This window comes from Pseudomonas sp. FSL W5-0299, from assembly GCF_005930655.1.
GTDB classification, from domain to species: Bacteria; Pseudomonadota; Gammaproteobacteria; order Pseudomonadales; family Pseudomonadaceae; genus Aquipseudomonas; species Aquipseudomonas mandelii.
In genome coordinates this window covers 168,307-192,766 of record NZ_RXHX01000008.1, presented here as the reverse complement: position 1 = coordinate 192,766, position 24,460 = coordinate 168,307, and the positions used below count along the sequence as shown (strand labels likewise).

Annotated in this window: 23 protein-coding genes and 3 pseudogenes; 13 read left to right on the top strand and 13 right to left on the bottom strand. The window is 56.0% G+C overall.

Annotated features, from left to right (window positions below; all coding sequences use genetic code 11):
- The first annotated feature begins 279 nt into the window (after positions 1-279).
- The 3 genes from nirB to FHL16_RS13360 are packed head-to-tail and all read left to right on the top strand — an operon-like array spanning position 280 to position 3,699.
- Positions 280-2,841, top strand: a complete 2,562-nt coding sequence (nirB, locus tag FHL16_RS13370; protein WP_077748466.1) for a nitrite reductase large subunit NirB — start codon at positions 280-282, stop codon at positions 2,839-2,841.
- Positions 2,841-3,218 carry a nitrite reductase small subunit NirD gene (gene nirD, locus FHL16_RS13365; RefSeq protein WP_077748465.1) on the top strand — a complete coding sequence of 126 codons (378 nt, stop codon included), beginning with the start codon at positions 2,841-2,843 and terminating at the stop codon, positions 3,216-3,218. Before nirB ends, nirD begins: the two co-directional genes overlap by 1 nt.
- A gap of 40 nt (positions 3,219-3,258) precedes the next feature.
- The gene (locus FHL16_RS13360) at positions 3,259-3,699 is read left to right on the top strand and encodes a CBS domain-containing protein (protein ID WP_010460288.1); all 441 of its coding nucleotides are present in this window, start codon (positions 3,259-3,261) and stop codon (positions 3,697-3,699) included.
- Positions 3,700-3,727: 28 nt separating this feature from the next.
- Here the strand turns inward: FHL16_RS13360 and FHL16_RS13355 are convergent, their stop codons facing one another.
- From FHL16_RS13355 to FHL16_RS13340, 4 genes are all read right to left on the bottom strand, one after another.
- Positions 3,728-4,372, bottom strand: a complete 645-nt coding sequence (locus tag FHL16_RS13355) for an MliC family protein (RefSeq protein ID WP_077748464.1) — start codon at positions 4,370-4,372, stop codon at positions 3,728-3,730.
- Positions 4,373-4,513: 141 nt separating this feature from the next.
- Positions 4,514-5,791 carry an NAD(P)/FAD-dependent oxidoreductase gene (locus FHL16_RS13350; protein WP_077748463.1) on the bottom strand — a complete coding sequence of 426 codons (1,278 nt, stop codon included), beginning with the start codon at positions 5,789-5,791 and terminating at the stop codon, positions 4,514-4,516.
- Between the two features lie 72 nt (positions 5,792-5,863).
- Positions 5,864-6,811: a dihydrodipicolinate synthase family protein gene (locus FHL16_RS13345; protein WP_077748462.1), complete on the bottom strand. Its 948-nt coding sequence runs from the start codon at positions 6,809-6,811 to the stop codon at positions 5,864-5,866.
- A 61-nt stretch (positions 6,812-6,872) separates the two neighbouring features.
- Positions 6,873-7,799, bottom strand: coding sequence for a 4-hydroxyproline epimerase (locus tag FHL16_RS13340; protein WP_077748461.1), 927 nt, complete (start codon positions 7,797-7,799; stop codon positions 6,873-6,875).
- A 278-nt stretch (positions 7,800-8,077) separates the two neighbouring features.
- On the opposite strand from FHL16_RS13340, the gene FHL16_RS13335 reads away from it, so the two are divergent.
- From FHL16_RS13335 to FHL16_RS13325, 3 genes are all read left to right on the top strand, one after another.
- Positions 8,078-8,845 carry an AraC family transcriptional regulator gene (locus tag FHL16_RS13335; protein WP_077748460.1) on the top strand — a complete coding sequence of 256 codons (768 nt, stop codon included), beginning with the start codon at positions 8,078-8,080 and terminating at the stop codon, positions 8,843-8,845.
- Positions 8,846-8,999: 154 nt separating this feature from the next.
- Positions 9,000-9,620, top strand: coding sequence for a dTMP kinase (locus FHL16_RS13330; RefSeq protein ID WP_010460277.1), 621 nt, complete (start codon positions 9,000-9,002; stop codon positions 9,618-9,620).
- Positions 9,621-9,977: 357 nt separating this feature from the next.
- Positions 9,978-10,571, top strand: a complete 594-nt coding sequence (locus tag FHL16_RS13325; RefSeq protein ID WP_010460275.1) for an iron transporter — start codon at positions 9,978-9,980, stop codon at positions 10,569-10,571.
- Between the two features lie 23 nt (positions 10,572-10,594).
- On the opposite strand, the pseudogene FHL16_RS13320 reads toward FHL16_RS13325, so the two are convergent.
- Positions 10,595-10,960: pseudogene (locus FHL16_RS13320) on the bottom strand (response regulator); the annotation flags it as partial.
- A 62-nt stretch (positions 10,961-11,022) separates the two neighbouring features.
- Here FHL16_RS13320 and FHL16_RS13315 point away from each other — a divergent pair.
- On the top strand, positions 11,023-11,802 hold the full coding sequence (locus FHL16_RS13315; RefSeq protein WP_042932070.1) for an SDR family NAD(P)-dependent oxidoreductase: 780 nt from the start codon (positions 11,023-11,025) through the stop codon (positions 11,800-11,802).
- Positions 11,803-12,249: 447 nt separating this feature from the next.
- Here FHL16_RS13315 and FHL16_RS13310 read toward each other — a convergent pair whose 3' ends face one another.
- The 4 genes and pseudogenes from FHL16_RS13310 to FHL16_RS13295 all read right to left on the bottom strand — a co-directional run bounded on the left by FHL16_RS13310 (position 12,250) and on the right by FHL16_RS13295 (position 14,192).
- Positions 12,250-12,702, bottom strand: coding sequence for a PAS domain-containing protein (locus FHL16_RS13310; RefSeq protein WP_010460270.1), 453 nt, complete (start codon positions 12,700-12,702; stop codon positions 12,250-12,252).
- Positions 12,703-12,740: 38 nt separating this feature from the next.
- Positions 12,741-13,049, bottom strand: a pseudogene (locus FHL16_RS13305) (oxidoreductase); the annotation flags it as partial.
- Positions 13,050-13,267: 218 nt separating this feature from the next.
- The gene (gene uraH, locus FHL16_RS13300) at positions 13,268-13,678 is read right to left on the bottom strand and encodes a hydroxyisourate hydrolase (protein WP_077748458.1); all 411 of its coding nucleotides are present in this window, start codon (positions 13,676-13,678) and stop codon (positions 13,268-13,270) included.
- Positions 13,679-13,688: 10 nt separating this feature from the next.
- The gene (locus tag FHL16_RS13295; protein WP_077748457.1) at positions 13,689-14,192 is read right to left on the bottom strand and encodes a GlcG/HbpS family heme-binding protein; all 504 of its coding nucleotides are present in this window, start codon (positions 14,190-14,192) and stop codon (positions 13,689-13,691) included.
- Between the two features lie 154 nt (positions 14,193-14,346).
- Between FHL16_RS13295 and FHL16_RS13290 the strand changes: the two genes are divergently transcribed.
- From FHL16_RS13290 to FHL16_RS34980, 3 genes and pseudogenes are all read left to right on the top strand, one after another.
- Complete coding sequence (locus FHL16_RS13290; RefSeq protein WP_077748456.1) at positions 14,347-15,018, top strand: heavy metal response regulator transcription factor; 672 nt, start codon at positions 14,347-14,349, stop codon at positions 15,016-15,018.
- Entirely contained in the window at positions 15,015-16,385 is a 1,371-nt protein-coding gene (locus FHL16_RS13285; protein WP_077748455.1) for a heavy metal sensor histidine kinase, read from the top strand. Before FHL16_RS13290 ends, FHL16_RS13285 begins: the two co-directional genes overlap by 4 nt.
- 309 nt (positions 16,386-16,694) lie before the next feature.
- Positions 16,695-18,253 (top strand): annotated as a pseudogene (locus tag FHL16_RS34980) (diguanylate cyclase domain-containing protein).
- 565 nt (positions 18,254-18,818) lie between these two features.
- Here the strand turns inward: FHL16_RS34980 and FHL16_RS13275 are convergent.
- Together FHL16_RS13275 and FHL16_RS13270 are read right to left on the bottom strand one after the other, a co-directional pair.
- The gene (locus FHL16_RS13275) at positions 18,819-19,796 is read right to left on the bottom strand and encodes a DMT family transporter (RefSeq protein WP_077748454.1); all 978 of its coding nucleotides are present in this window, start codon (positions 19,794-19,796) and stop codon (positions 18,819-18,821) included.
- Entirely contained in the window at positions 19,793-20,365 is a 573-nt protein-coding gene (locus FHL16_RS13270) for a TetR/AcrR family transcriptional regulator (protein WP_077748453.1), read from the bottom strand. Before FHL16_RS13270 ends, FHL16_RS13275 begins: the two co-directional genes overlap by 4 nt.
- Before the next feature lie 444 nt (positions 20,366-20,809).
- Between FHL16_RS13270 and FHL16_RS13265 the strand changes: the two genes are divergently transcribed.
- Positions 20,810-21,046, top strand: a complete 237-nt coding sequence (locus FHL16_RS13265) for a hypothetical protein (RefSeq protein WP_077748452.1) — start codon at positions 20,810-20,812, stop codon at positions 21,044-21,046.
- Between the two features lie 105 nt (positions 21,047-21,151).
- Here the strand turns inward: FHL16_RS13265 and FHL16_RS13260 are convergent, their stop codons facing one another.
- Positions 21,152-21,616: a hemerythrin domain-containing protein gene (locus FHL16_RS13260; RefSeq protein WP_077748451.1), complete on the bottom strand. Its 465-nt coding sequence runs from the start codon at positions 21,614-21,616 to the stop codon at positions 21,152-21,154.
- Between the two features lie 565 nt (positions 21,617-22,181).
- Between FHL16_RS13260 and FHL16_RS13255 the strand changes: the two genes are divergently transcribed.
- Both FHL16_RS13255 and FHL16_RS13250 read left to right on the top strand, forming a co-directional pair.
- The gene (locus FHL16_RS13255) at positions 22,182-22,646 is read left to right on the top strand and encodes a DUF3429 domain-containing protein (protein ID WP_077748499.1); all 465 of its coding nucleotides are present in this window, start codon (positions 22,182-22,184) and stop codon (positions 22,644-22,646) included.
- A complete protein-coding gene (locus FHL16_RS13250; RefSeq protein ID WP_077748450.1) occupies positions 22,643-23,962 on the top strand; it encodes an ABC1 kinase family protein in 1,320 nt (439 codons plus the stop codon). Before FHL16_RS13255 ends, FHL16_RS13250 begins: the two co-directional genes overlap by 4 nt.
- Positions 23,963-24,211: 249 nt before the next feature.
- Here the strand turns inward: FHL16_RS13250 and FHL16_RS13245 are convergent, their stop codons facing one another.
- Positions 24,212-24,454: an AbrB/MazE/SpoVT family DNA-binding domain-containing protein gene (locus FHL16_RS13245; protein WP_010460266.1), complete on the bottom strand. Its 243-nt coding sequence runs from the start codon at positions 24,452-24,454 to the stop codon at positions 24,212-24,214.
- Between the last annotated feature and the right edge of the window lie 6 nt (positions 24,455-24,460).

Sequence of the window (24,460 nt, the reverse complement as noted above, 5' to 3'; positions counted from 1 at the left end):
CCACGTTGATCTCCTTAAAGTCCCGGAAGGTGCCGTAAAACACTGACATTCAGCGCTTGGCACAATCGCTGCATTACATCGATCAGGCCCACCGTGAACGCAGTCGAGTGGGCAGCCCCCTCGGTCAACGACGATCGATTCGTGGGCAACATCGGTGGGTCAGGCATAGACGTCTGGTTTCAACACCGCAAAAGAACAGGCAAAGACGCCTGGAACCGCAAGGTTTCAGGCGTTTTTTTTTGCTTTTTGAACCGTGATGGGCTTAGTCGGGTACTTCTTATGAATTCCAATGTCGCCGCGTTGAACAAGCTGCAAACGCTGATCGTGATCGGTAACGGCATGGTCGGACATCATTGTGTCGAACAGCTGATCGAGCGCGGTGCCCTTGATCACTATCGGCTGCACGTTTTCAGCGAGGAGCCGATGCGCGCCTACGACCGCGTGCACCTTTCCGAATACTTCACCGGACGTGATGCCGAGTCGCTCGCCTTGGGTGAAGCCTCGTTGTACCAGACCCCGGGCGTCACCTTGCACTTGGGTGTGCCGGTCCTGGAAATCGACCGCGCCCGCTGCCAGGTGATCACCGCGCAAGGCTGCGTCGCCTACGACAAATTGGTGTTGGCCACCGGTTCCTACCCGTTTGTGCCGCCGATCGAAGGCGCCGAGGGCGATTCGCGCCTGGTGTACCGCACCCTTGAAGACCTTGATGCAATCCGCGCCGCTGCGTCCAATGCCCGACGTGGCGTGGTCGTCGGTGGTGGCTTGCTCGGACTGGAAGCCGCCAATGCACTGAAAAGCCTGGGCCTGGAAGCTCACGTGGTGGAATTCGCGCCGCGCCTGATGCCGGTGCAGCTGGACGAGCAGGGCGGTCGTGCACTCAAGGCCCAGATCGAACGCCTCGGCGTCGGCGTGCACCTGTCGCGAGGCACTCAATCGATCAGCCCAGGCGAGGAATATCGCTATCGGATGAATTTCGCCAATGACGAATTTCTGGAGGCCGACCTGATCGTGTTTTCCGCCGGGATCCGCGCCCAAGACTCCTTGGCCCGCCAGTGCTCGCTGGAAGTCGGCCCGCGCGGCGGCGTGGTGGTTGACGACCAATGCCTGAGCAGCGATCCGAACATTTATGCCATCGGCGAGTGTGCCGCGTGGAATGGCAGCATTTTTGGCTTGGTCGCCCCGGGCTACCAGATGGCGCGCGGCGTGGCTGCACGGCTGTGCAACGAAGTCGCCGAGCCGTTCATGGGCGCGGACATGTCGACCAAGCTCAAGTTGTTGGGCGTTGACGTCGGCTCCATCGGCGATGCGCATGGCAGCACGCCGGGCTCGCGCAGTTATCAATTCATCGACGAAACCACCGCCAGCTACCGCCGATTGGTGGTGGATGCGACAGGCAAGCACGTACTCGGTGCGGTGCTGGTCGGCGACAACAGCTATTACGACACGCTGCTGCAATACATGCAGAACGCGATTGCCTTGCCGGCGGAACCCGCCAGCCTGATTCTGCCCTCGTCCGAAGGCGCGCCGACCCTGGGCCCGGGCGCGTTGCCCGAATCGGCCACAGTGTGCTCGTGCCACAACGTCACCAAGGGCTCCATTTGCTCGGCCATCGACGGTGGCTGCACCGACCTCGGCCTGCTCAAGTCGCAAACCAAGGCCTGCACAGGCTGCGGCGGTTGTGCCGGGTTGCTCAAGCAGGTTTTCGAACATGAGCTGATTGCCCGCGGCGTCAGCGTCGACAAAAGCCTGTGCGAACACTTTGCCTATACCCGTCAGGAGCTTTACGCATTGGTACGGGTAGAAGGGGTGATCACCTTCGAAGAACTGCTGGCCAAACATGGCCGTGGCCACACCGGTTGCGACGTGTGCAAACCGGCGGTGGGCTCGATCCTCGCATCGTGCTGGAACCAGCCGATCATGGACGCCTCACTGGTGCCGCTGCAGGACACCAACGACACGTTCATGGCCAACATGCAGAAAAACGGCACCTATTCGGTGGTGCCGCGCATCCCAGGTGGCGAGATCACCGCCGACAAACTGATCGCCATCGGCGTGGTGGCGAAGAAATACGACCTCTACACCAAAATCACCGGCGGCCAGCGTATTGATTTGTTCGGCGCGCAGTTGCACGAGTTGCCGGACATTTGGGCCGAGCTGATCGAAGCCGGTTTCGAAACGGGGCACGCCTACGGCAAATCGACCCGCACGGTGAAGTCCTGCGTCGGCAGCACCTGGTGCCGGTATGGCGTACAGGACAGCGTGAAAATGGCCCTGCTCATCGAGGACCGCTACAAGGGCCTGCGTTCGCCGCACAAGCTTAAGTTCGCGGTGTCCGGTTGCACCCGTGAGTGCGCCGAAGCCCAGAGCAAAGACGTGGGCGTGATCGCCACCGAGAAAGGCTGGAACCTGTACATCGCCGGCAACGGCGGCATGCGACCGCGTCACGCCGAACTGTTTGCCACCGACCTCGACGATGAAACCCTGATCCGCTACATCGACCGTTTCCTGATGTTCTACATCCGCACCGCCGACAAATTGCAGCGCACCTCGGTATGGCGTGAAAGCCTGGAAGGCGGCCTCGACTTCCTCAAGGAGGTGATCATTAACGACAGCCTCGGCCTGGGTGAAGAGCTCGAATCACAGATGCAATTGGTGGTCGACCGCTATGAATGCGAGTGGGCCAACGCCCTCAAAGACCCGGAAAAACTCAAGCGTTTCCGTACCTTCGTCAACGACAAACGCCCGGACCCGGACATTCATTTTGTCCAGGAGCGCGGTCAGCGGCGTCCGATCATGGCCGCCGAACTCAACCTTATCCCTGTCACCGAGGAGATTGCCTGATGAGCCAGCCCACTACCCGACGCATTGCGCCCCTGGAAAACACCGGCGCCTGGCAAACCGTCTGCGACCAACAGGACCTGGTCAGTAACTCCGGCGTGGTCGTCTGGCTCGACGGCGCACAAGTGGCGCTGTTCTACCTGCCCGGAGCCGAGGGGCAGACCCTCTACGCCATTGACAACCATGACCCGCAATCCGGGGCGAATGTCATCGGTCGCGGATTGATCGGCAGCATCAAGGGCGACCTGGTGGTGGCGTCGCCGATCTACAAACAGCATTTCCGGCTCGAGGACGGCAGTTGCCTGGAGTACCCGCAACAGCGTTTGCGGGTCTGGCCGGTGCGGTTGAACGGGGGGAGGGTGGAGGTCGGGGCGGTTTGAAGGCCATTAACTGCATCACGCAATCGAATCGGAGCCACGTATGAAAACAGCCGCACAGTTGCTCAAACTCAAGGTCGTGCAGAACCGTCAGGTGCATAGCATCGCACCTGATGAAATGGTGCTGGAAGCCCTGAAGCTGATGGCCGAAAAGAACGTCGGGGCACTTCCCGTCATCGACAAAGGCCAGGTGGTCGGGGTGATCAGCGAGCGTGACTATGCCCGCAAAGTCGTGCTGCAGGGGCGCTCTTCAGTAGGGACGCCAGTGCGCGACATCATGAGCTCGCCGGTGGTGACTGCGCCGAGTCAGCAAAGCATCGAGCGCTGCATGGCCGTCATGACCGACAGCCATCTGCGTCATTTGCCGGTGGTGGAAGACGGTGAACTGATTGGCCTGCTGTCGATTGGCGATCTGGTCAAGGAAGCCATCGTCGAACAGGCCGATCTGATTCGGCAATTGGAGCATTACATTCGCGGGCACTGAGACGGTGGGTGGTTTTGCGCCAAAGCCATCAACTGACCGGTTCGACCGTACAGCTCATTTCCCGTGAGCCTGGCTTCTGGAAAAGCACCGCGTTGCCGTCTTGCCAAAAGCTGTAATTGCCCTGGTAATCCTTGCCGGTGTATCGAGTGCCCGAATCGCTCGGCACCTGGCTCAGGGTGATCGCGGTGTTGGCCCATTTCAGGTACACAACACCCGGCTGCGTACTGAAGAAAGTGGCGGTAATCAGCGTGTTAAAGCCTGCACAACGAAACGCCAGGGGGCCTTCGGTGAGTCGGTCTGGATCCTTGGTTCGCACGATGGCCGAGCCTTGGCGAAGCTGGTGCGCACGCTCGGCATAACTGCGGATGATACACATCTTTTGTTCCGGTCCCGAGGCACACCCATTGCGGGCATCGATCCAGAACTGCTGGTCGATGATGACTTTGTCCGGGGGCGGAACTGAACGTTCATCGGTGAGCGCCAGGCGATAAAGACGCGTCAGTTCGATGTCCATCTGCGTCAGTTGTGGATCGCGACAGATAAGCTTTTCGACGGAGGCCCTGGTCTTGGCGCAGTCGATGCCGGGAGGGGACGCAGCGTGGGCGCAGGTGCTCGCCGCCGCGCACAGGCTGGCAGCGAACAGGCATCTGAACAGGGCCGTGACCGTTTTCATGTTGGCTTCACCCAGATCATTTTGGGATGCCCGGATTGCCGAGGACCTGGCGATCCGTTGAACAGTCATTCGTTTGCATGGGTGTACGCAGTGTATGCCAGTGTTTGAAACTTGCCACACCCGCCCGGCGGCGGGTGACCTTCAGAATCGATCCAACCTGTAGGGCGCAATGTCCGGTAATTCATGGGTATGAGGCGCAGGCGAAGCCAGTTGCGCGATGAGTTCGGCTGTGACTGCGGCCTGTGTCAGGCCCAGGTGCTGGTGACCGAAAGCGAGCAGCACTTGGCCGTCGCACACCCGGTCGATGATCGGCAGGGAATCCGGCAAGGACGGGCGAAACCCCATCCACGGCGTCGCCGCCTCAGCGTTCAAGTCTCGTTTGAACAGGCCTTCGCTTAACCGGTGCAACTGCCAGGCACGCTCCATCACCGGCGCTCGGTCGAGGCCGGCGAACTCTACGGTGCCGGCCAAGCGCAGTCCATCGGTCATCGGGGTCATGATGAACTTGCGCTCCAGCGAGGTGACGGCGAACGGCAGCCGTCCGTGTTCATGGGGCAACATCAGGTGATAGCCGCGCTCGGTATCCAGCGGTACTTTTTTGCCGGTCAGCGCTGCCGTCAACTTCGCGGAGTGAGCACCGCAGGCGATCAGGGTCTGGCGGGCGGTGAAACGGCCCTGGTCGGTGATAAGCGAGACGCCGTGCTCATGCAGGTTTGCGCCCAGGACCTGGTGCTTGAGGAAGTGCACGCCGCAGGCTTTGGCGGCATGGACCAGTTCGCAGACCACTCGGTAAGGGTCGAGAAAATGACCGGTGCGCGGGAAGAACAGACCGCCCTGAATTCGCTCGCTGAGTTGTGGCGCCGCCTCGCGCACCGCGTTGGCCTGCCAGTAGTCGACCGGTACGTGTTGATGGCGCATCCGAGCCTGTAGCGCTTCGATTGCTTTATGCGAGTCTGCCCGTTCGAACACCAGCAACGAGCCGTCTTCGCGCAGCAGATGGGGGCGGGCAATGTCCTCCAGCAGTCGGTGCCAGGCGCCCAGGCTGCTTTCGTTGAGTGCGCGCAGGCCGGCGATGGTTCGTTGGAAGGGGGCATGTCGCAGGTTCAGCAACAGGCGCGTGAACCAGGGCAGGGCGCGTGGCAGGTATTTCCAGTCCAGGCGCAACGGCCCCATTGGGTCTGTGAGCATGGCGGGCAGACGTTTGAGGATGGACAGGTCGGCGATAGGAAACACCTGTTCGGTCGCCAGATGCCCGGCATTGCCAAACGAGGCGCCCCGGCCAGGGTCTTGCTGGTCGAGGACCACCACCCGCAGCCCCTGACGTGCCAGCCGCACAGCGCAAGCGACGCCGATGATGCCGGCGCCGACTACGGCAATGTCGGCGATGTCGTGCGGGTTGTGTGCAGCAGGCAGAGTCATGGCGCTTTCCTGGAATAAGTGGCCCCGGCTGCAAAGCCGGGCGGGTTTACAGCGGGCGCAGTCAGGGTGGGATCAGGCAACGTTCTGTTCGGCCGACCAGTTTATGTACCACTGGCGGAACAACGTGTACTGAGTCTCGGCATAGCGCCGTTGGGCATCGCTGAGCGCATCGGTTTCGTTGAAGTGCAGGGTGTATTCCTTGTCGCCATTGAGCACCATCAGGTGCTTGTAATAGAGCACCAGATCGCAGCCCTCATCGAAGGACGACAGCACCTGCAGCGCAGATTCCAGCTCTTTGGCCAGGCGGCGAGCCGTGGCGTCACCCTTGGCCGCCTGCTTGCTGAGGGCCACCAATTGCAGCACTTCGCGGGGCAGCGCGTTGCCGATGCCGGTGATAGCGCCGGTGGCGTTGCAATTGACGAAGCCATGCACCACTTGGGTATCGACACCGACCATCAGGGTGACGTCATCGTCCTTTGACGTGATGTTTTCGGCGGCGTAACGCAGGTCGGCAGCACCGCCGAACTCCTTGAAGCCGATCAGGTTCGGGTGTTCGCGGCGCAGTTCGAAGAACAGCTCGGCACGGGTGGCGAAGCCGTAGTAAGGACTGTTATAGATTACCGACGGCAGATTTGGAGCAGCCTCCAGAATCGCCGCGAAGTGAGCTTTTTGCGCGGCCGGCGAGGCACCCCGGGAGAGGACGCGAGGGATGACCATCAGGCCCTGGGCACCGACCTTGGCCGCATGCGCCGCGTGGGAAATTGCTTCACGACTGTTGACGGCGCCAGTGCCGACGATGGTCGGAACGCCGGCAGCGACCAGACGCGCCACGCCTTCCTGGCGCTCGGCTTCGGTGAGCAGGGGCCAGTCACCCATGGAACCGCAATACACGATAGCACTCATGCCGATATCGATCAGTTCGCGACCTTTGGCCACCAGCGCGTCGAAGTCGGGTTTGCGCTCGGCAGTGCAGGGGGTCATCAGTGCAGGCATGCAGCCAGTGAAGATGTTTGCGCTCATTGTTGGCACTCCTAGAAGCGTTTATTCAGCTTGATTGAGGTGGGGAATGCAGCGTGTTCGCTCAAATGCCCCACGCGAAGGGGTCCTGTTCGTCGATCAGCAGCGTGCTGTCGGCGGTCATGAAGGCCTGGCCGGTAATGAACGGGCGGACACGTTCGCCTTCCCATTCGTAACTGCCGACGAATTGACTGGCGGTGATGCTGGCTTGTACCCAGGGCGCACCCGCGGCCAGTTTTCCATCGGCAGCCAGGCATGCCAGTTTGGCGCTGGTGCCGGTACCGCAGGGCGAGCGGTCGTAGGCTTTGCCCGGGCACATGACGAAGTTGCGGCTGTCGGCCTGGTCGTCGTCGGCAAACAACTCGACATGGTCGATGACGGCGCCGTCTTCGCCATGGATGCCTTGGGCTTCGAGGGCCTTGAGCATCGCCCAAGTGTAATCGGTGAGCGCTTCGACGTTATCGAGTTGCAACACTTGCCCGTGGTCGGACACCAGGAAAAACCAGTTGCCGCCCCAAGCGATGTCGCCGTAGACGCAGCCGTGCCCGGGGACGTCTACCGGCACCTGTTGGCGATAGCGGTAGGCGGGCACATTGCGCAGGGTCACCGTGCCGTCTTCATGCAGCGTCGCGCTGACCGGGCCGACCGGCGTGTCGATCTTGTGCACACCGGGAGCGATGTGCCCCAAGTAATGTAACGAGTTGACCAGGCCGATGGTGCCGTGACCGCACATGCCGAGGTAGCCGGCATTGTTGAAGAAGATGACGCCGCAGGTGGCATCCGGCGAGACCGGCTCGCAATACAGGGCGCCGACCAGGACATCGTTGCCACGGGGCTCCAGCAGGCAGGCCCTGCGCCAGTGGTCATGCTGATCGCGCAGGGCATCACGCTTCTCGATCATGGTCTGGCCGGGCAATTGTGGAAATCCGTTCATCACCAGGCGAGTCGGTTCGCCGCCGGTGTGGGAGTCGATGACATGTACTCGTTTCATGAACCCATCCTTTAGAAGTGTGCCGGTACACCGGTTGCCACCACCAGGCCACCGAACCTGCGGATAGAGTGAACGCGTCAGGGGCGATAGCGATTGATGTTTTCCATGAATGCAAATGACGAAATCAGCACAATCCTTATGGCCTCGACACGGGATAAACCTTGGGGCAATCTGCTTACGCGCGCCTCGACACCGGCTCCAAAGTGAAGGCCAGTTGCTGAGCGGAGAGGGCGCAAGGGAGGATTTTTGCTTGTCCGCAGAATGGGAGAACAAGCGTCATGACGCAGAACGCATTGGCGATCCTGTGCCAAGGAAACGACCTGAATCGCCCCGATACCCTCGAAGAATTACTGGCGGGCGTGGCACTGCTGTTGCCGATGCTGGACGTGATCCCCAATGCCGCGATCTTTATCAAGGACATGAAGGCGCGTTATGTCATGGCCAATAGCACGCTGGTTCAGCGCTGCGGGTTGAAACAGTTGCAACCGCTGCTTGGCAAAACCAGCGCTGAAGTCTTTCCAGTACAATTGGGGCCTGGCTACACCGAACAGGATCGTCGTGTACTGGAGCAAGGCTTTGTTCTGGAAGACCAGTTGGAATTGCACTTATATGGGAGTCGAGAACCCGGTTGGTGCCTGACGCATAAACGCCCGTTGTATAACCGCAGCGGTGAAATCATGGGCCTGGCGGGAATTTCGGTCGACCTGCAATCGGCCAGTGATGCTCACCCGGCCTATCAGCGCCTGGCGGCGGTGGATGAATACATTCGCGCGCATTTCAATCGCCGTATCACCTTGGGTGAACTGACGCGGATCGCCGGTATTTCGGTGGCGCAACTGGAACGGTATTGCAAGCGCGTGTTCCACCTGACGCCACGGCAGATGATTCAAAAGATTCGACTGGAACATGCGCACCGACTGCTGCACACCGAAATTCCCATTACCGACGTGGCATTGCAGTGCGGCTACACCGACCACAGTGCGTTCACACGACAGTTCAAGGCATTGACCGGGTTTACGCCGCGCCAGTATCGACAGGTGTCATGAATGCATCGGGGGACATTCATTCGCCAGAAACTAAGTTAGAGTGCCCATCAGTGTCTGCTCATAAGGGCCCTGCACTCGATTCGCGTAGTCGCGCCAAGCGGTTCCAGCGAACGAACAGGGCAAAAAAAACCGTGTATCAATCGTTATGTGAAGAATGAATCGTCCGCTGTTTGTTTCTCTAGATGGGCCCAAGGGAGCCGGCAAAACCACACTGTTGGAGGCCGTCACGAAAGTACTGAGGGCAGACAACAAAAAAGTGATCCGGCTTTGCGAGAAAAAAAGCGATCCCTACAGGGGTGAAACAATGGCCCTCGTGAACAAACTCGTCAGAAATCCCAGCCGGGATCTGGAGTTGGAAGTTTGTGAGCGCTTCGCCGATAGCCGTGCCTGGATCTCCCGGCACGTGCTGACTAAACAACCACCAGGTAGCATCATCTTGATTGATCGCTGGTATCCATCTGATGCCGCGTTTCGCCGGATAATCCCGTTTGCAGAGATTCTGCAGTTGAACATTGATCGAAACGTGCGAGTGCCAGACCTGCATGTCGGAGTTGTCACCGCCCCTGATATTTCGTGGGCGAGAGCAGCGGCACGACAGCGTGGGCTGAGCAGTACTGTGATCCATCGGTTGGAAGAACATGTCGCTTGTACCCAGGCGTTCGAACGAGCGATTGCAGATCACGGCTGGGTTTTATGCCGTAATGAAGGAACGATCGAAGCCGCAACGATGCAGGTGGTTTCGCAGATCAATGGCGTCCTTCGATGTGCCCTGTAGACGAAGTTCGCTGCGCCGGTCTTGCGGCGCTGACAGTTTTTACGTAGCAACGACTTCTTCAAGAAGGTGCCCGCGCTTTTACACACACGCACACACAGCCTGGGCCAGAGGTCGGCAATCGAAAGCTTATGCGGGAGCAGCGTTGATTAGCTGTTTGAAATATTACATTTCTGACAGCTAACCGGCAGTAGGCAGTCCATGGGCTAGAGTGAAGTACCAACGTAGCTATTCAAAGGGCTTGCAGATGAACTTAGCCATTGATGCTATTGCAAACGTGATTGGTGGAAACGACAGTGAGATCTAATTGGCGTTGGAAATTGCATCCGCGATAGCTTCACTCAGCCAGGAGCACTTGAGATGACAAACACCCAAAAGTTGCTGTTCGCTTTAGGATCCGCAATAGCACTGCCAGTCGCCACATGCCTTGCGCAAGCGGAAGAGCCGCAGATCAAGACGCTCACCTCACCGAAAGATCCAACGGAAAGCGCAGTTCTAATAGGTAGAGTCATCAACGACGGGCTGACAATCCAGTTGGAGCTTGAGGGCGCCGAAGCTATGTGGATGCAGATGGGAACACCTGCTCAGTGGAGTGAACATGTTCCCGCAAAGAACGAGCGGTATCATATTGAGATCAAGGTGACGGACAACGCAACCAAGACGCGACTCCCGTACTCCACGGTTACCTTCGCTGCGACAAACAAAGCCAATGGAAAGAGCGTAGAAACGATTCTACCGCCGATGTGGGGCGGCAGTGGTTTGCATTACTCTGAAAACAGCCCCTTAGCTGGTGATGGTGTTTACGCCGCCACGGTCACTGTTGGTGTTCCAACGTTCGCTCGTGAAATGCAGGACAAAGACCTGTGGTCGAAACCGGTAAACGCCCACTTTCACTTCAAATTGAAGGAAGGTGTGCTTGTCGAGGTATCAGAACCCGTCTCGGCAGCAAACTAGCGGAGCCCATTTTGCCGAAGGAGGGCGCAGATAAGGGATTTCGGAAGAACTTCACCACGGTGCTGGAGCATAAATTCCAATAATGAAAACTCTTTCGCCGTTAGGTCGATCCGTTTCCCTCCTCGAAACGCCTGATGCTTGAGTAGGTCAAGCTCAAGATCACCGATTACTAAATGGGGCTGACTGGATGGAGGGTCTGCTCTATGCAGCAAGACTCGGACTCTAGCAAGTAGCTCGGGGAACGCAAAAGGCTTGACCATGTAGTCATCAGCACCCAGATCCAATACTTTAACTCGGTCTTCTACGCCATCGCGAGCTGAGAGGAACAACACTCGCATACTTGCGCCTGCGGCCCGGATCTTTGTCAGGACGTCCCAACCGTTGAGCACCGCCATTAATAGGCTTTTTTGCTATCGTTGCATTAAATTGAGTGATCACAAAGGGATAAGAAATGGCGATTCCAATGTGGCAAGGTCAAGTCGCGCTGGTCAGCGGTGCGGGCAGTGAAAGTGGTATTGGACTCGCAATCGCCCGACGTTTGGGCCGCGAAGGCGCGCGAGTCTTGATCACTGCCAGCAGTGCGCGAATTCAGCAACGTGTCGCCGAGTTGCAGGCTGAAGGTATAGACGCTCGGGCGATGGCAGCCGACCTGACTGACGAATTGCAAGTCAAAGCGCTGACCGATTGGGCTCATGAGCAGTTCGGCCATATCGACATTTTGGTCAATAACGCCGGCATGGCTATGGTCGGCAGCCCGGAACCCTTCGTCGAAGTGGCGGACATGGATTTGGCGACCTGGAATCTATCTCTGGCGCGCAACCTGACTACCGCTTTTTTGCTGACTCGTGCGGTGTTACCTGGGATGAAGACGCGCGGTTACGGACGTATCGTCCACATTAGTTCGACGTCCGGTACACGCGGAAGCAATCCAGGTGAGTCGGCTTACAGTGCGGCAAAAGCAGCAATGCTGGGGATGAATATGGCCCTGGCGCTGGAAGTCGGTAAACGGGGCATCACCGTCAACAGTGTTGCACCAGGCTGGATTGATACGGGAGCATTGACCGAAGAAGAAAGCCGCGCGGGTACCTACACTCCGATCGGTCGCGCCGGTCGTCCAGAAGAGGTTGCCGCTGCAGTGGCGTTTTTGGCGTCTCCGGAAGCCAGCTATATCACCGGTGAAGTGCTGGTGGTGGATGGCGGTAATTGTCTGATCGAAAACAAGGCGCCCTGACGTTAGCTTGGACTGCTGTCTTTTAGTGAGCCTACTATTTAACGAAGAAATCAAACGCGCAGATACTTGCTAGCCTTAAGCCGGATGCTAGCTCCGCCAGCGTTGAAATAGTGACTCAGGTTGAGCGATTACTTTCAGGTGCTTCCATACCAGAACATCCGTGCAGCCCAGCCATCCTTAAGCACCACGTTTGTCTTTCGATGACGTAGGGCATCGGCATACACCAAACTCGGCCGAAGGCCGGGCCATTGGCATCTCGCCGGATAGCTGGAATGGGCCATGATCTTGTGCACCATCTGATTACGATTACGGCAGTGCACAAATTATGGCGGATGATTGCGAGGGTGGGGGTGGTACGTTGCTTGAGAGTTCACCAGTCCCTGGTTCAGAAACAGAGACGTTTTTACGGGTGGATACTGGATCGTTAACCATCAAGTGCGGATTCATCTAGGTTTTAGATTGTAATAGAGCCAGCTGGGTCTTCAGCTGTGCGACTTCAGCTTCCAGTTCACGCACTCGCTCCTTGGCCTCAACTTCGACGCTGACGTCCTTCTGGATACCGATGAAGTAGGTGAGTTGATCTGTGTCGTTGAACACTGGGGTGATCGACAGCTCGTTCCAGAAGGCGCTGCCGTCTTTGCGATAGTTGCGAATGACTTGGCGGCAGGGGAGCATGTTCCTTATCGCCTCGCGGATTACTGTCAAACCAGCTTGATTACGGTCATCACCCTGCAGGAAGCGGCAGTCCTGGTACAGGATGTCGTCAACGCTGTACCCCGTTAGGCGCTGAAAGGCGGGGTTGGCATAGATCAGGATGTTTTCGTCGCCTTCCTGCTCTGCTACCACGATGCCGTCGTTGGATGCTTCAACCACCAGTTTCAGCAGTTCTGCGTCGATCATTTTCAGAGCCCCAGTGAGTGACATCTCATTTTTAGCGGTTACCCGCCATACACGCAGTAATCAGTATAACCCTCGGCATTACCGCCATACACTGTGGCTGAGTTTAGAGGGGGCAGCGGCCAATCGTTCGAGATTCTGGCTGGCAGATCCGGGTTGGCCATGAACGTACGGCCAAAAGCGACAAGGTCGGCCAGTCCTGAATCCAGCAACTGCGTAGCGCTTTGTGCAGTGTAACGACCGGCGTAGATGATCGCACCGCTGAAAGAACTACGGACTGCGCGACGGAACGATTCCGGCATCCGTGGTGCATTATCCCAGTCCGATTCGGCGATGGAGAGGTATCTCAGCATGGGTTATACGGGGGGATGAGTGGCCCGCTATTCATGTTCAAGGATCAGAAAGGCACTGTTACCGGCATCACACCTGTAACGTGAACCAAGCCTAAGGCGTGAACGTGGTCATCGCTGAAGGTTTTGATGCCCAAAAGTTAAGCGACAGTGCCGCCCTTTTGAGTAGGGGCGGCTGTCTTCACCTTCGGGCGGTATCCTTTGGTATCGCTTTACGATCAATTTCCTCGGTATGTGGAGAAACCGTAAGGGCTCAGAAGCAACGGGATGTGATAGTGAGGAACGGTACCGTCCACCTCAAAAATGACGGGTACCTCCGGAAAGAAGCTGGACGTTTTGTGCGACTTGAACCACTCACCAGTCTTGAAGGTGACACGGTAGGTACCTTTCTCCAGACCCCGACCTTGCGGATACAGCCCGGTGATACGACCTTGCTCGTTGGTAGCCGCGCTGTTGAGCATGTCCCAGTTTTTCCCATCCTGTTTTTCCAACGTGACATTGACTCCAGGGGAGGGCAGACCATCCTGCAAGTTGAGTACATGCACGCTCAACGGATTTGTTGCCGCTGATGCAAGGGCTGAAAGGGCACTCAATACAGCGCCAGCGAAGATACTTTTCAATACAGTCATGGTGATGTCCTTAGTTTTTAACGGCAGGTAAAACTTTGTTGATAGCGACCTCTGCGCAACCTTCATCGTGTGTTGCGCCCCCCGCACCAGCCACCCCAATGGCGCCGATGACCTGACCATCGAATTTCAATGGCACGCCTCCACCGAGCAGTAACAACTCATCGAGGGTGTTGAGGTTTTCAGCATCTGGATTAGCGCGAGCGCGCTCAGCTAACAACCGCGTCGAAGTCTTGGTCGACAGGGCGGTATAGGCTTTGCGTTGCGCGGCTAACGTGTTGTGCGGGCCGACATTGTCATCGCGTTGCACGGCAACCAGATTGCCGCCACGGTCGACAACTGCGGCGACGGCTGTGCGGCCATCGGCATGACAGGCGGTCAGCGCGGCCGTTAGCAAATCGTTGGCCATTGCAAGTGACACGTCCTGGCGCTGCGCAACCTGATCCGGAGCTGCAACGGCGAACGCAGAGTTCATTGCGAGTGTGATCAGCAATGAAGTCGATAGGCTTGTACGCATGCTGTTTCCTTGGTTGGTTGGTTGAGTCTGTCTGGGTCATTGCCAGACATCATGACCAGCCCGCTCCGTCAGAATGATTACCTCCTGATTACCAATATGTAATGTGAGAAATCAGCGAAGCGGGCTAGCCTGTGCGCCAGTCCTGGAGGAAAAAATGCGTATCCTGGTGGTTGAAGATGAAACGAAAATGGCGGATTACCTGCGCAAAGCCCTGACTGAATCGGGCTATTCGGTAGAGATCGCTCTTGACGGCCTCGATGGCCAGCATTTGGCACAGGAGAGTGAGTTCGATCTGATCATTCTGGATGTCATGTTGCCGGGGTTGGACGGCTGGCAATTGCTGCAAATCATCCGGCGTAAGTGGCAGACCCCGGTACTGTTTCTTACCGCACGTGATTCGGTTGATGATCGGGTCAAAGGGCTGGAGTTGGGGGCTGATGATTATCTGGTGAAACCCTTTTCCTATGCCGAGTTGTTGGCACGCGTACGCACTTTGCTGCGCCGTGGCCCGCCTCGCGAGGTGGAGCATTTTGTGGCTGGCGACCTAAGTCTGGACTTGTTGCGACGCAAGGTAACGCGCAACGGAGAGCGCCTCACCCTGACCAATAAGGAGTTCGCCCTACTGCACTTGCTGCTTAGTCGTGAAGGGGAGGTGCTATCGCGTTCGTTGATTGCCTCACAGATCTGGCAAATGAACTTTGACAGTGACACTAATGTGGTCGATGTCGCCATCCGCCGACTGCGCGCCAAGGTTGATGATCCTTACCCGCTGAAATTGATCCACACAGTCCGTGGTATCGGTTACATGCTCGAGGTGCAATCTTGACTCTGTTTCCGCGCACTCTGAGCCTGCGCCTGGCGATCATGTTCGCATTGGTCAGCGCACTGTTATTGGGCTCCATCGGTTTTTATCTTTATCAATCGTTACAGCGAGAGATTGCGTGGCGCGACGACCAGGCCCTGCTGGGACGCCTGGAGCGAATGCAAGCATTGATCAGCGATAGCGACAGCATCGAGCAACTGCGAGGTCGGCCCAAGCTCTACGAAAACATGTTGGGCAATCGCGACAGTCTGCTATGGATTGTCGATGACACCGGCAAGGTGTTGATCGAAATCAACCCGGTGGGTATGACTTTTCCAAAGTTGCCGGCTGCCCCCCAGGCGCGCCTTGTTGAGGATCACTCTTCCGAGGCTGTGCGGCTTGCCTGGCAGGATGTCATACAAGGTGATCGCGGCTTGACCTTGATCGCTGGCAAGTTGTTGGGTGAGCGCGAGCAGATGCTGGGGGTTTACCGACTCAGGCTTTGGCTGGCCATGTCAGTCGGAGCGCTATTGGCTTTTGGATTCGGTTGGTGGGTTAGTCAACGAGGCCTGCACCCTGTGCGCCTGCTGGCCAAGCGCGCGGCCGCTATCGATGTGCAGCATCTGCATCTGCGGCTGGATGAGTTCAGTGAGCTGAATGAACTCAAACCGCTCTGTAATGCCCTCAACCAGATGCTTGCACGTCTTGAGGACGGATTCGCCCAGCTTTCACGTTTCTCGGAAGACCTCGCCCATGAGATGCGAACCCCACTAGGCAACCTGATGGGACATACCCAACAAACTCTGAGGCGCAGTCGCTCTATAGAGGACTATCAGAACCTGCTGGTTTCCAATCAGGAAGAGTATGAAAGGCTGGCCCGCATGATCGACAGCATGCTGTTTCTCGCTCGCACCGAGCAACCAAACGCTTGCGTAAAATTCGAGCAAATCAACCTGCACGATCTGATCGAGCAGCTCTGTGAGTATTTCGAAGGGGTAGCGCAAGAACGAGATGTACAGCTGATAAACCAGGCCCAGGATCAATTGCTGGGTGATCCAGGCTTGATCCGTCGAGCACTTGCTAACTTGCTGGCGAATGCGCTGCGCTACGCAACTCCTACCTCTGCAGTGACGATCAGCAGCAGGGTTTTGGAGCACCGTCTCGACATCACTGTGCACAACCACGGCGAGCCGATTGCGGCAGAACATCTTCCACGATTGTTTGAGCGTTTTTACCGGTGTGACCCATCACGCAATCAACCCGACGATTCCGGAGGGCTGGGATTGGCCATCGTTCGTTCGATTATGCAACTGCATGGCGGTCGTATAACCGTTGATAGCACTGACGCAGGTACGAGCTTTCACTTGGAGTTTCCCCTTATAAACGCCTGAGCTCGAACCGAAGGTATTGCACACGACACAGCGAATACTGGCAAATTGCCCTATAGTGAGTTTCGTTGCGGTGGTGACCATCTAGGAAGCAGCAAATGGGGCTCGAAAATTTTTCTTTCGAGCACATGCGAAAGGGGTAGCCGCAGTGCAGAGCAGAAATCGTATCGGATCTGATTCCTTGGGAGTTGTTTTCAATGCTCAGCGACCTTCAAATCGGCATTTATCGGTCGTTCACCCGCGATCTCTTTTAGCTTCAACAGTGCTTGCCAAGGCTCTGCTCTCGCTCTGCGCCTTGGAAAAGTTAAAGTGATGCTTACTAGGCGGCGCAGCTCCCTGGCAGGTTTCATTTTCCTCGCTGTCGGATTGGTTGTTTTTTCAGCTCTGTTACTGCTGAAGTCTGAGACTGAACGTAGAGAAAAGCGTTTCTCGGAATACGTACAAAATATTTCCGGCATCGTGCGCAATCAGCTTGATACTAATGAGGCTGTGCTGGCGGGTTTCTCGGCATTTCTTCAAGCCGTCGATCAGAGCGATACGGAAGCTGCGGCCCGGTATGCAGCCGTCGTTTTAGCCGCTTACCCTCATATTTATATGCTTGAGGCGGCGCGGGCGGTACCCATCGCCGAACAGGCGGCTTTTGAAGATCTGTTGCGCCGTACTTGGCGACCAGACTTTCAACTCAAGGATTTTCCGAGTCTCACTCACCAACCTGCGCAACATCAGGTCTATCTCAATGAGACTTGGCCTGTATTGTTCATGTACCCCTTACTCCCTGAATCGAGTTCGATCTATGGCGTCAAGCTAGAAACCGTCGCCTATCTCTCCTATGCGTTGGCTCGAACACACAATAATCAGAAGCCGGTCGTATCGCCTGTTTTCTCAATGTATGAGGGGGGAACGCTTACATTCTGATGCAGTCAGTCATTCGTCCTGAACAGGATCGAGGGAACACTCGCCCCAATTTCTTTGGCAGCACGATGGTGTCTTTGCTTTTGATCAAGACGGACTCGCTACAGGAGGCTGTGAGTTATGCGAACGTAGATCCCCTGGTTCGCGTCAGTGCTGTCCTGAAAACCGCTGCAGGATCTGAAAGCAATGTTTTTTCAACGCAGACCGAGCAAGCCTGTATCTTGGATCGCTTCCTATTACCGGCGCTATCTGACCGAGTCGAGATCAGGAATGTTTCACAACCGATGATCTTGTTGTTTGAGCGTCAGTTGCGATTGGGGGATATTCTGACCGCGGAAACATTGATCATCCTTGCGGTTCTCGCGGGGGCATTCGTGCTTGTGCCTGTGGTATTGATTCGGCATTTCAAAGCGATCGAAAGAGCAGAGGTTGAACACGAACGCTCGGCTTATCTCGCAACTCATGACGTGCTCACCCAACTGCCTAATCGCTACCTTTTCGCCGATCGATTTGATCAGGCCTTCTCCGATTGGAAAGTGAACGGGGTTCCATTTGCCGTGCTGTTGATCGACCTGGATCACTTCAAGGATATCAACGATAAGTACGGCCATGAGGTCGGCGATCAGGTTCTCCGAGCGGTCGCAAATCGCATGCTTCAAGCCACTCGCTCGTGTGACACCATCGCACGCTACGGCGGGGATGAATTCGTGATTCTGGTTACAGGCATTACCCACACCGAGAGTGCGGAACTGAAGGCGGCGAGGGTGCTCGAAACCATCGCGCAGACAGTCGTGACCAGTGCAGGAGAGCTTTCAATATCGTGCAGTATTGGCGTCTCGCTGTGTCCTACCCATGGCAAGAGTCTCGATACATTGCTTAAGGCGGCGGATCAGGCCATGTATGGCGTTAAACAACTGGGGCGAAAAGGAGTCGCGATGACTGAGTCCCCGGAAGCTTGAGATGCTCACTAGCACCGCTAGTCGCTTAGTCAGGCAAGGATCCATCGGATGTAAATTTACTTTAGCGTCCCGTTGGCCTCGATGCGGCATTGGCCTTCGTCATATTTAAACTCGCAGCACGCCCCCCTAGAACAAAACGGGAACCCAACAAAGCGTCAGTTTTTATTTGCGCGTTACTGACTTAGAGGCGGCTTTGCCTTTTGCGGTCTTTCTTCGGTAGCGATCTTGCGTCTAGGATATTCCGGCTCATTTAATCGCTAAGTTCGGCAACAAAGACCCAGGGAGCCTGTCAGGTTCTGTTAGAAATGCTCTGAATACAGATATCATTTCTGCATATCGGCATTCCGACTTCCGATGCGGCCTATCAGGTTGAAATACCTTGAAATCCTTACGTGATTGAGCCCCCCCCCGCGTCTCTCTAAGTTTGATTTCGCAATGCCGGGCCCCTCCGACAGCTACGCCGTAACCGTCCGCCAAACACACCTTCCCGACTCCGGCACTCAGGGTAATGATGCCAAATCAATCCAAAGTGGACACCTAAAATGCCCGTACCGGCGCAGTCGAATTAGTTTTGGCCAAGGTCAGTTACCCCACCACGCGTCGCGAGGCGTGTTTGCCTGCGATAAAAGGCGTGAATTGCCCATACCACCCCGACCAATAGCAACCCTGTCCCAAGCGCTTCCATAGGAGAGGGCCAGCGTTGGTTGATCAGCAGGCCCATCGTAGTTGCATAAATGGTTCCGCTGGCGATCAATTGCCCGCTGAGCGCCAGAGGTAGACGTCGAGTTGCAATTGACCATGCCCAGGCACCCGCAAGGGTAGCCCCTAACCCCTGAATCAACCCACAGACTAATAGCGCCTGAGTACCTGCTAACCCGCTCGGATGGCTAGCGAAGTGGGACAGGTTCAAGTGCAGACCAACGGGTATGAACGCCAGCATCTCGACGCTGCACATGAAGATCAGCATGGCTGACCACAACATGGGGGACATGCTTGGGCGCTGAGCCAAAGCACTTTCATTTAACAATCCAAAGCCCGTCCAAAATCCAATTGCCATTAACGATGCGAGCAGCCCCAGCAGTATCGAATGGGTCGGGAGCACCACCTTTGCGGCGCTAAAATCAAACACGCTCAAGTTGACCAAACTTATGCCCAATGCCGCCACCAGCAGCGGCCCGGCAATGGCGCGCCAGGGCACGCTGGAGCTTCGCATGTTGCCGGCGATCGCAAGCACAATCGGTACTGACCCCATCATCACCGGAGGGATCACCGGCCCAGCTGCCAAGACCGCAGTGGTGATCAGGAAGAAGTAGCCGATGTATCCCAAGAAGCCCAGCAGTGCGGCACAGGCCCAGTCGCTCAGTCGCAATTGCCTAACTTCGCTGCGGTAAACAAACAGCACAAGCAGGCTACCTAAACCGGCAAAGGCATAGCTCACCACAGCCAGATCAAAAAGGCTGTAATCGCCGACCAACCCCGGAAAGATGTAGAGCAGCGACCATGAAAAAGTGGCGGCAATGGCCGCCAATAGGCCTAGGGTCATACGCTCTGCTCCTGTTGGGCCTGCTTCCGGATCCAGCAATGAGCTACGCGTCGGGCAGTGTCGAATACCCTGACGTCCTGGCCCATGGCGCCGCTGACAAAACTGCCCTCCAGTAAGATAAAAAGCCCCTCAGCAACTACGTCAGGGTCACTTATACCGGCGCTCACGGCCAAGGTAGTGAGATTGTCGCGTATCCCTTGCTTATGCCTGCTCACTGCCAAATGCACAGGGTGGCTAAACTGGGGGAATTCGGCCGCACTGTTGACGAACAGGCACCCGCGTTCGCTGTCTTGTAAAAGAAAGCGTTGATACAAATCGAAAAAAGCGAGCATGCCACTGACCGGGTCAGGATGCCCTGCCAAGGTGCGCTCTACCTCTTCACGCCAGCGTCGGTCGCGCTCCTCAAGGCAAGCCACTATCAGCGCATCCTTGGAGGGGAAATGGCTGTAGAGCGTCATCTTGGTAACACCTGCCATCGCGGCGATGGCCATCACACCAGTAATGTATATACCTTGTGAAAGAAACAGCTTCAGCGCTGAGTCAATCAAGCGTTCACGGGTATTGTCCAATTTAAGGCACTCCGGCATAGGGACGGAGCTAACTATACTGACCGGTAAGATTGGGGTGCATCCAAATACGACCTGAATCATGGCCGTTACGACGCAGACCGCAGTATGCAAAAGCAGCAGTAAATCGCAGGATTTGGCCAGCCAGGACGTTCGTTACGCTAACTAAACGCACCCTGCACCCGAGTGGTTAACGCATACGCTCTTGCCTCTGGTATGTGACGGGAATCGATCCACGGGTAAGGATGTGCATTTATGGGGCTAATTGTAGAGGTCGGCAAATCGCCAATAACATCATCTTTGAAGCCGATTACGCTTGCAGCGACGTTTGAGGGCTTGCCTATTACACCGGATACATTACCGAAGCTGGAACAAGCCCGTTTTCTGGCAATTCAGTACCACGATGCTATCTTTTAACGGCTTCCAACCGAAATGGAGTTCTATGAAATGGCTAGTCGTCTTCAAGAAACCGATCGCTTCGAAGCAATAGGTAAGTCTGGACGGCAATACACGATTGTTGAATCAACGAGCCAGTCGTCACGAGACGCCATGATTGGCGATGAGTCAAAGTGGGTTAACGGATCATCATATTTGCGCGCGATAGATTTTGGGCCGGTCAGTCAAATCAGCGATTCCGAGTTTATAATTTTTCTCACCGGAGAAAAAGTTAGGAGGCTTAAATGAGCGCATTGCAATATTCCGATTACCAAATCAAGTAAAGCAAACCGAGCTTGTTAGATCGCGAATCTGAGTAGTAGCTAGAATATTAAGGCCTACGGTAAGACGCAATTAATGCCACTGACGCTTTATTTCCTGCCACTGCTCGTCTGCCAGCCATTTATCTGCCAACGGAAAGAAAATATTTTCCTCCGAGTCCATATGATCGAAATATTTTTTGATAAAGTCATCGATAGTATCAGCAATTACTCTCGCTTCCTGAGTTGTGTCCTCCAACATCTTCAGCTGTCCAGCAATGCGCCCAAATGCTTGATGATCTCGCTCGATATCCTTGACCCGTTGGTGGATCGGCGCCTCAGTCGCTAGCAATGCCAGCCTAATAAGTTCTTCATTTTCATGGTGGTGTCGTTCTGCATCACCATGCATGGCTTCCAGCATCTTGAACAACAGCTTGCAGTCATCAGCACCATCGGATTCGGATTCATGCCTCATCTTCCTCAGCAACTCTTTGATCTGAGTGATTTTTATAGCGACCTCATGATGATATGCCTGAAGTTCTTTCAACAAGACGTTCATATCAAAACCTCTAAACGACACCAAACCGTCACGGCGAAATATTTCTTAACCCGCGACCTCCAAGGCAAACAATTTTTTAAATCTCCATATTTATCAATGCCTTGTTAGCCGAGCTCACCAGCATGATTTAACATTATTAGTATAGGCGAGCACAGAGTTCACGCTTTGTCTCGCTGAAAGGAGGTCTGTAAACATCTTAAACTCGCCGCAGGGCAGGGAGCCTTGGACGACCAGGCAAAGCACAGCTGGCGCGGTTTCCCTATTAATTTTGGTTTCAAGAATCTGTTCATTGCATTGGAACGCTTTAAAAACCCGATCACTAAGAACTGAAGACTGGAAGGGTTCTAGGGTGCGGTCGACTTGGTAAATGCAGGCACTGAGCATGATCTCAAGGATGCGAAACTCCTCATATGCCGTCGCCTCCTTGCCCGCAAAGCAATGGGCAATGATCCAATTCTACAAAGCGATTCATTACGCTGACCCCAGCTTCGGATCGCCATCAATCTCGCCCAAGCGGGGCTTTTGGGCCTACAGTCTTGAGTGTCGCTCACTGCAAGGAATACAAATGAACGCGTTGCCTTCAACCTCTCTGCCAAAGCACGTCAGCCTGCTGGGTTATGGCGGTCTGTTGCCGTTTATTTTTCTGACGCTGCTGATCCCGTTCTCGCTCGACTATCGGCCGTTGTTTGCGATTGCGCTTGTTAACTATGGCGCAGTCATCCTGAGCTTCGTCGGCGCCTTACACTGGGGCTTCGCCATGACCGTGCAAGACATGAGCGCCGAGCAGGGCAGAGACCGGTTCATCTGGAGTGTCATTCCTGCGCTTGTTGCTTGGATTGCCACGTTACTGCCAATGCCATTGGGTTGCTTGCTGTTGGTCATCGGCTTTGTTGCCCACCTCCGGCAGGACAGGCAGCTGTTGCGGGTTACGAGCTTGCCCGCTTGGTACTTTCCGATGCGATTACGGCTTACCTTCGTGGCGAGCGTCTGCTTGCTGCTTGCCGCGATCGTTGAGGCGCTTCATTCATGAAGCCTCGTGAGCCCGGTTCGTTGCCCGTGCCTGGCAGCCGCTTATCGCGGTTGATGCGTTTTGGCAGTTTGGCCTCGGGCGTCGCGGGCGGCATGCTAGCCGAAGGCGCTCGGCAGTGGGTTCAGGGCAAACGTCCGGCGCTCAGCGAACTTCTGTTGACGTCGGGCAATGTGCATCGGGTGGTCGAGCAACTGTCGCAACTGCGTGGCGCCGCCATGAAGGTTGGCCAGTTGTTATCGATGGACACAGGTGATTTGTTGCCGCGCGAGTTCAGCGAAATCCTTTCTCGTCTGCGTTGCGACGCTCACCCTATGCCTATGAGCCAGTTGGTGGCAGTCCTCAACGGAAGCTGGGGCAAGGGGTGGGAAGAGCGCTTCGAACGGTTTTCCTTCACGCCATTGGCGGCAGCGTCCATCGGCCAGGTTCATGCTGCGAAAGATAAGGACGGCCAACGCCTGGCGATCAAGGTGCAATACCCTGGCGTGCGCGAGAGTATTTCCAGCGATGTGGATAACGTTGCTACCTTGCTGCGCATGTCCGGGATGCTGCCTAAAGGCATGGACATCGGCCCATTGCTCCAAGAGGCCAAGCGTCAGCTACAGGATGAAGCGGATTACATGAAAGAAACCGAGCACCTACAGCGCTTTGATCAACTGTTGGCGGACAGTCCTGACTTTCTGGTTCCTCGTGCGTATGCCCAGTTCAGCACGCCAAATATTTTGGTGATGTCCTTCGTTGATGGAGTAGCGGTGGAGTCACTAGAGCACGCGCCGCAGGCAGAGCGCGACCGGATCATCATGTTGCTATTCGGCCTGTTTCTGCGCGAGGTGTTTGAGTTCCAGTGCGTGCAGACCGACCCTAACTTTGCCAATTACCGTTATCAGCAAGACTCCGGCCGGATGGTATTGTTGGACTTCGGCGCCACGCGACTTTATGACCGCAACACTACCGAGGCTTATCGCCGCTTGTTGATTGCAGGCCTGCATGAAGACCGTGCCGCCATCACCAATGCCGCGCTGGACGTCGGCTACTTTCAGCCTGAAACGCTGCCCAAACACCGAGCGGTGCTCACTGATCTCATTACACAGGCCTGCGAGCCACTGAGGCATCAAGGTACCTATGACTTTGCGACGTCTGACCTGGCCGTACGCCTACGTGATACCGGTTGGGAACTAGGTGCCGACCGCGACTTCTGGCACACGCCACCTGTGGATGTACTATTTCTTCATCGCAAGGTGGGAGGTTTGTACCTGTTGGCCGCGAAGCTGAAGGCGCGGGTGAATGTCCGGAGGCTGTTCGAGCCTTACGTGATGTGAGCGCTTTATGGACGATTAATGCTCGCCCTGGGTACCACTACTGCTTAACCAGGCCTTTACATAATTCTCGGCCCGCAAGTACCTGATCTCTGATTCAATTGGCGATTTGCTGGGCTGCGGAGCTATAGCTACATCGGCTATCGCTCATTCGGGCTTAAGCCGGCTCGACCCAAAGTATTCATATGCCCTGAGCGATTCACTCCGCAGTTGGCCTGCCACGATTGATTCGCGAAGCGCATTGCAGCTGTCTCATTTCTCCTGGGCGTTACCAAGCTGCCTGCTATTCCATGCTTCCGTGAGCTCGTCTATCAGATCCGTGATTTGAGGCTTTTTTGATAGGACAAGGCAGCGCGTATTGCCAACAAATTCTTCTATCAAATACACAGCGTCGCCGACATCCAGTTCCAATTCCTGCAGCGCTTCGTCCGGAATTCGAATAGCGCCGTCACCATCCCATTCTTCAATGATGACCTTCAAAGGGGGCTTTCTCACGTGTGG

Bases quoted from the DNA above. Each gene is read 5' to 3' on its own strand.
- FHL16_RS13335 (WP_077748460.1), top strand. From the start codon at position 8,078: ATGACGCAGAACGCATTGGCGATCCTGTGCCAAGGAAACGACCTGAAT.
- FHL16_RS13340 (WP_077748461.1), bottom strand. From the start codon at position 7,799: ATGAAACGAGTACATGTCATCGACTCCCACACCGGCGGCGAACCGACT.
- FHL16_RS13260 (WP_077748451.1), bottom strand. From the start codon at position 21,616: ATGAACGTCTTGTTGAAAGAACTTCAGGCATATCATCATGAGGTCGCT.
- FHL16_RS13310 (WP_010460270.1), bottom strand. From the start codon at position 12,702: ATGATCGACGCAGAACTGCTGAAACTGGTGGTTGAAGCATCCAACGAC.
- uraH (WP_077748458.1), bottom strand. From the start codon at position 13,678: ATGACTGTATTGAAAAGTATCTTCGCTGGCGCTGTATTGAGTGCCCTT.
- FHL16_RS13350 (WP_077748463.1), bottom strand. From the start codon at position 5,791: ATGACTCTGCCTGCTGCACACAACCCGCACGACATCGCCGACATTGCC.
- FHL16_RS13250 (WP_077748450.1), top strand. From the start codon at position 22,643: ATGAAGCCTCGTGAGCCCGGTTCGTTGCCCGTGCCTGGCAGCCGCTTA.
- FHL16_RS13355 (WP_077748464.1), bottom strand. From the start codon at position 4,372: ATGAAAACGGTCACGGCCCTGTTCAGATGCCTGTTCGCTGCCAGCCTG.
- FHL16_RS13330 (WP_010460277.1), top strand. From the start codon at position 9,000: ATGAATCGTCCGCTGTTTGTTTCTCTAGATGGGCCCAAGGGAGCCGGC.
- FHL16_RS13255 (WP_077748499.1), top strand. From the start codon at position 22,182: ATGAACGCGTTGCCTTCAACCTCTCTGCCAAAGCACGTCAGCCTGCTG.
- FHL16_RS13315 (WP_042932070.1), top strand. From the start codon at position 11,023: ATGGCGATTCCAATGTGGCAAGGTCAAGTCGCGCTGGTCAGCGGTGCG.
- FHL16_RS13345 (WP_077748462.1), bottom strand. From the start codon at position 6,811: ATGAGCGCAAACATCTTCACTGGCTGCATGCCTGCACTGATGACCCCC.
- FHL16_RS13290 (WP_077748456.1), top strand. From the start codon at position 14,347: ATGCGTATCCTGGTGGTTGAAGATGAAACGAAAATGGCGGATTACCTG.
- FHL16_RS13360 (WP_010460288.1), top strand. From the start codon at position 3,259: ATGAAAACAGCCGCACAGTTGCTCAAACTCAAGGTCGTGCAGAACCGT.
- FHL16_RS13325 (WP_010460275.1), top strand. From the start codon at position 9,978: ATGACAAACACCCAAAAGTTGCTGTTCGCTTTAGGATCCGCAATAGCA.
- FHL16_RS13265 (WP_077748452.1), top strand. From the start codon at position 20,810: ATGGCTAGTCGTCTTCAAGAAACCGATCGCTTCGAAGCAATAGGTAAG.
- FHL16_RS13275 (WP_077748454.1), bottom strand. From the start codon at position 19,796: ATGACCCTAGGCCTATTGGCGGCCATTGCCGCCACTTTTTCATGGTCG.
- FHL16_RS13295 (WP_077748457.1), bottom strand. From the start codon at position 14,192: ATGCGTACAAGCCTATCGACTTCATTGCTGATCACACTCGCAATGAAC.
- nirB (WP_077748466.1), top strand. From the start codon at position 280: ATGAATTCCAATGTCGCCGCGTTGAACAAGCTGCAAACGCTGATCGTG.
- nirD (WP_077748465.1), top strand. From the start codon at position 2,841: ATGAGCCAGCCCACTACCCGACGCATTGCGCCCCTGGAAAACACCGGC.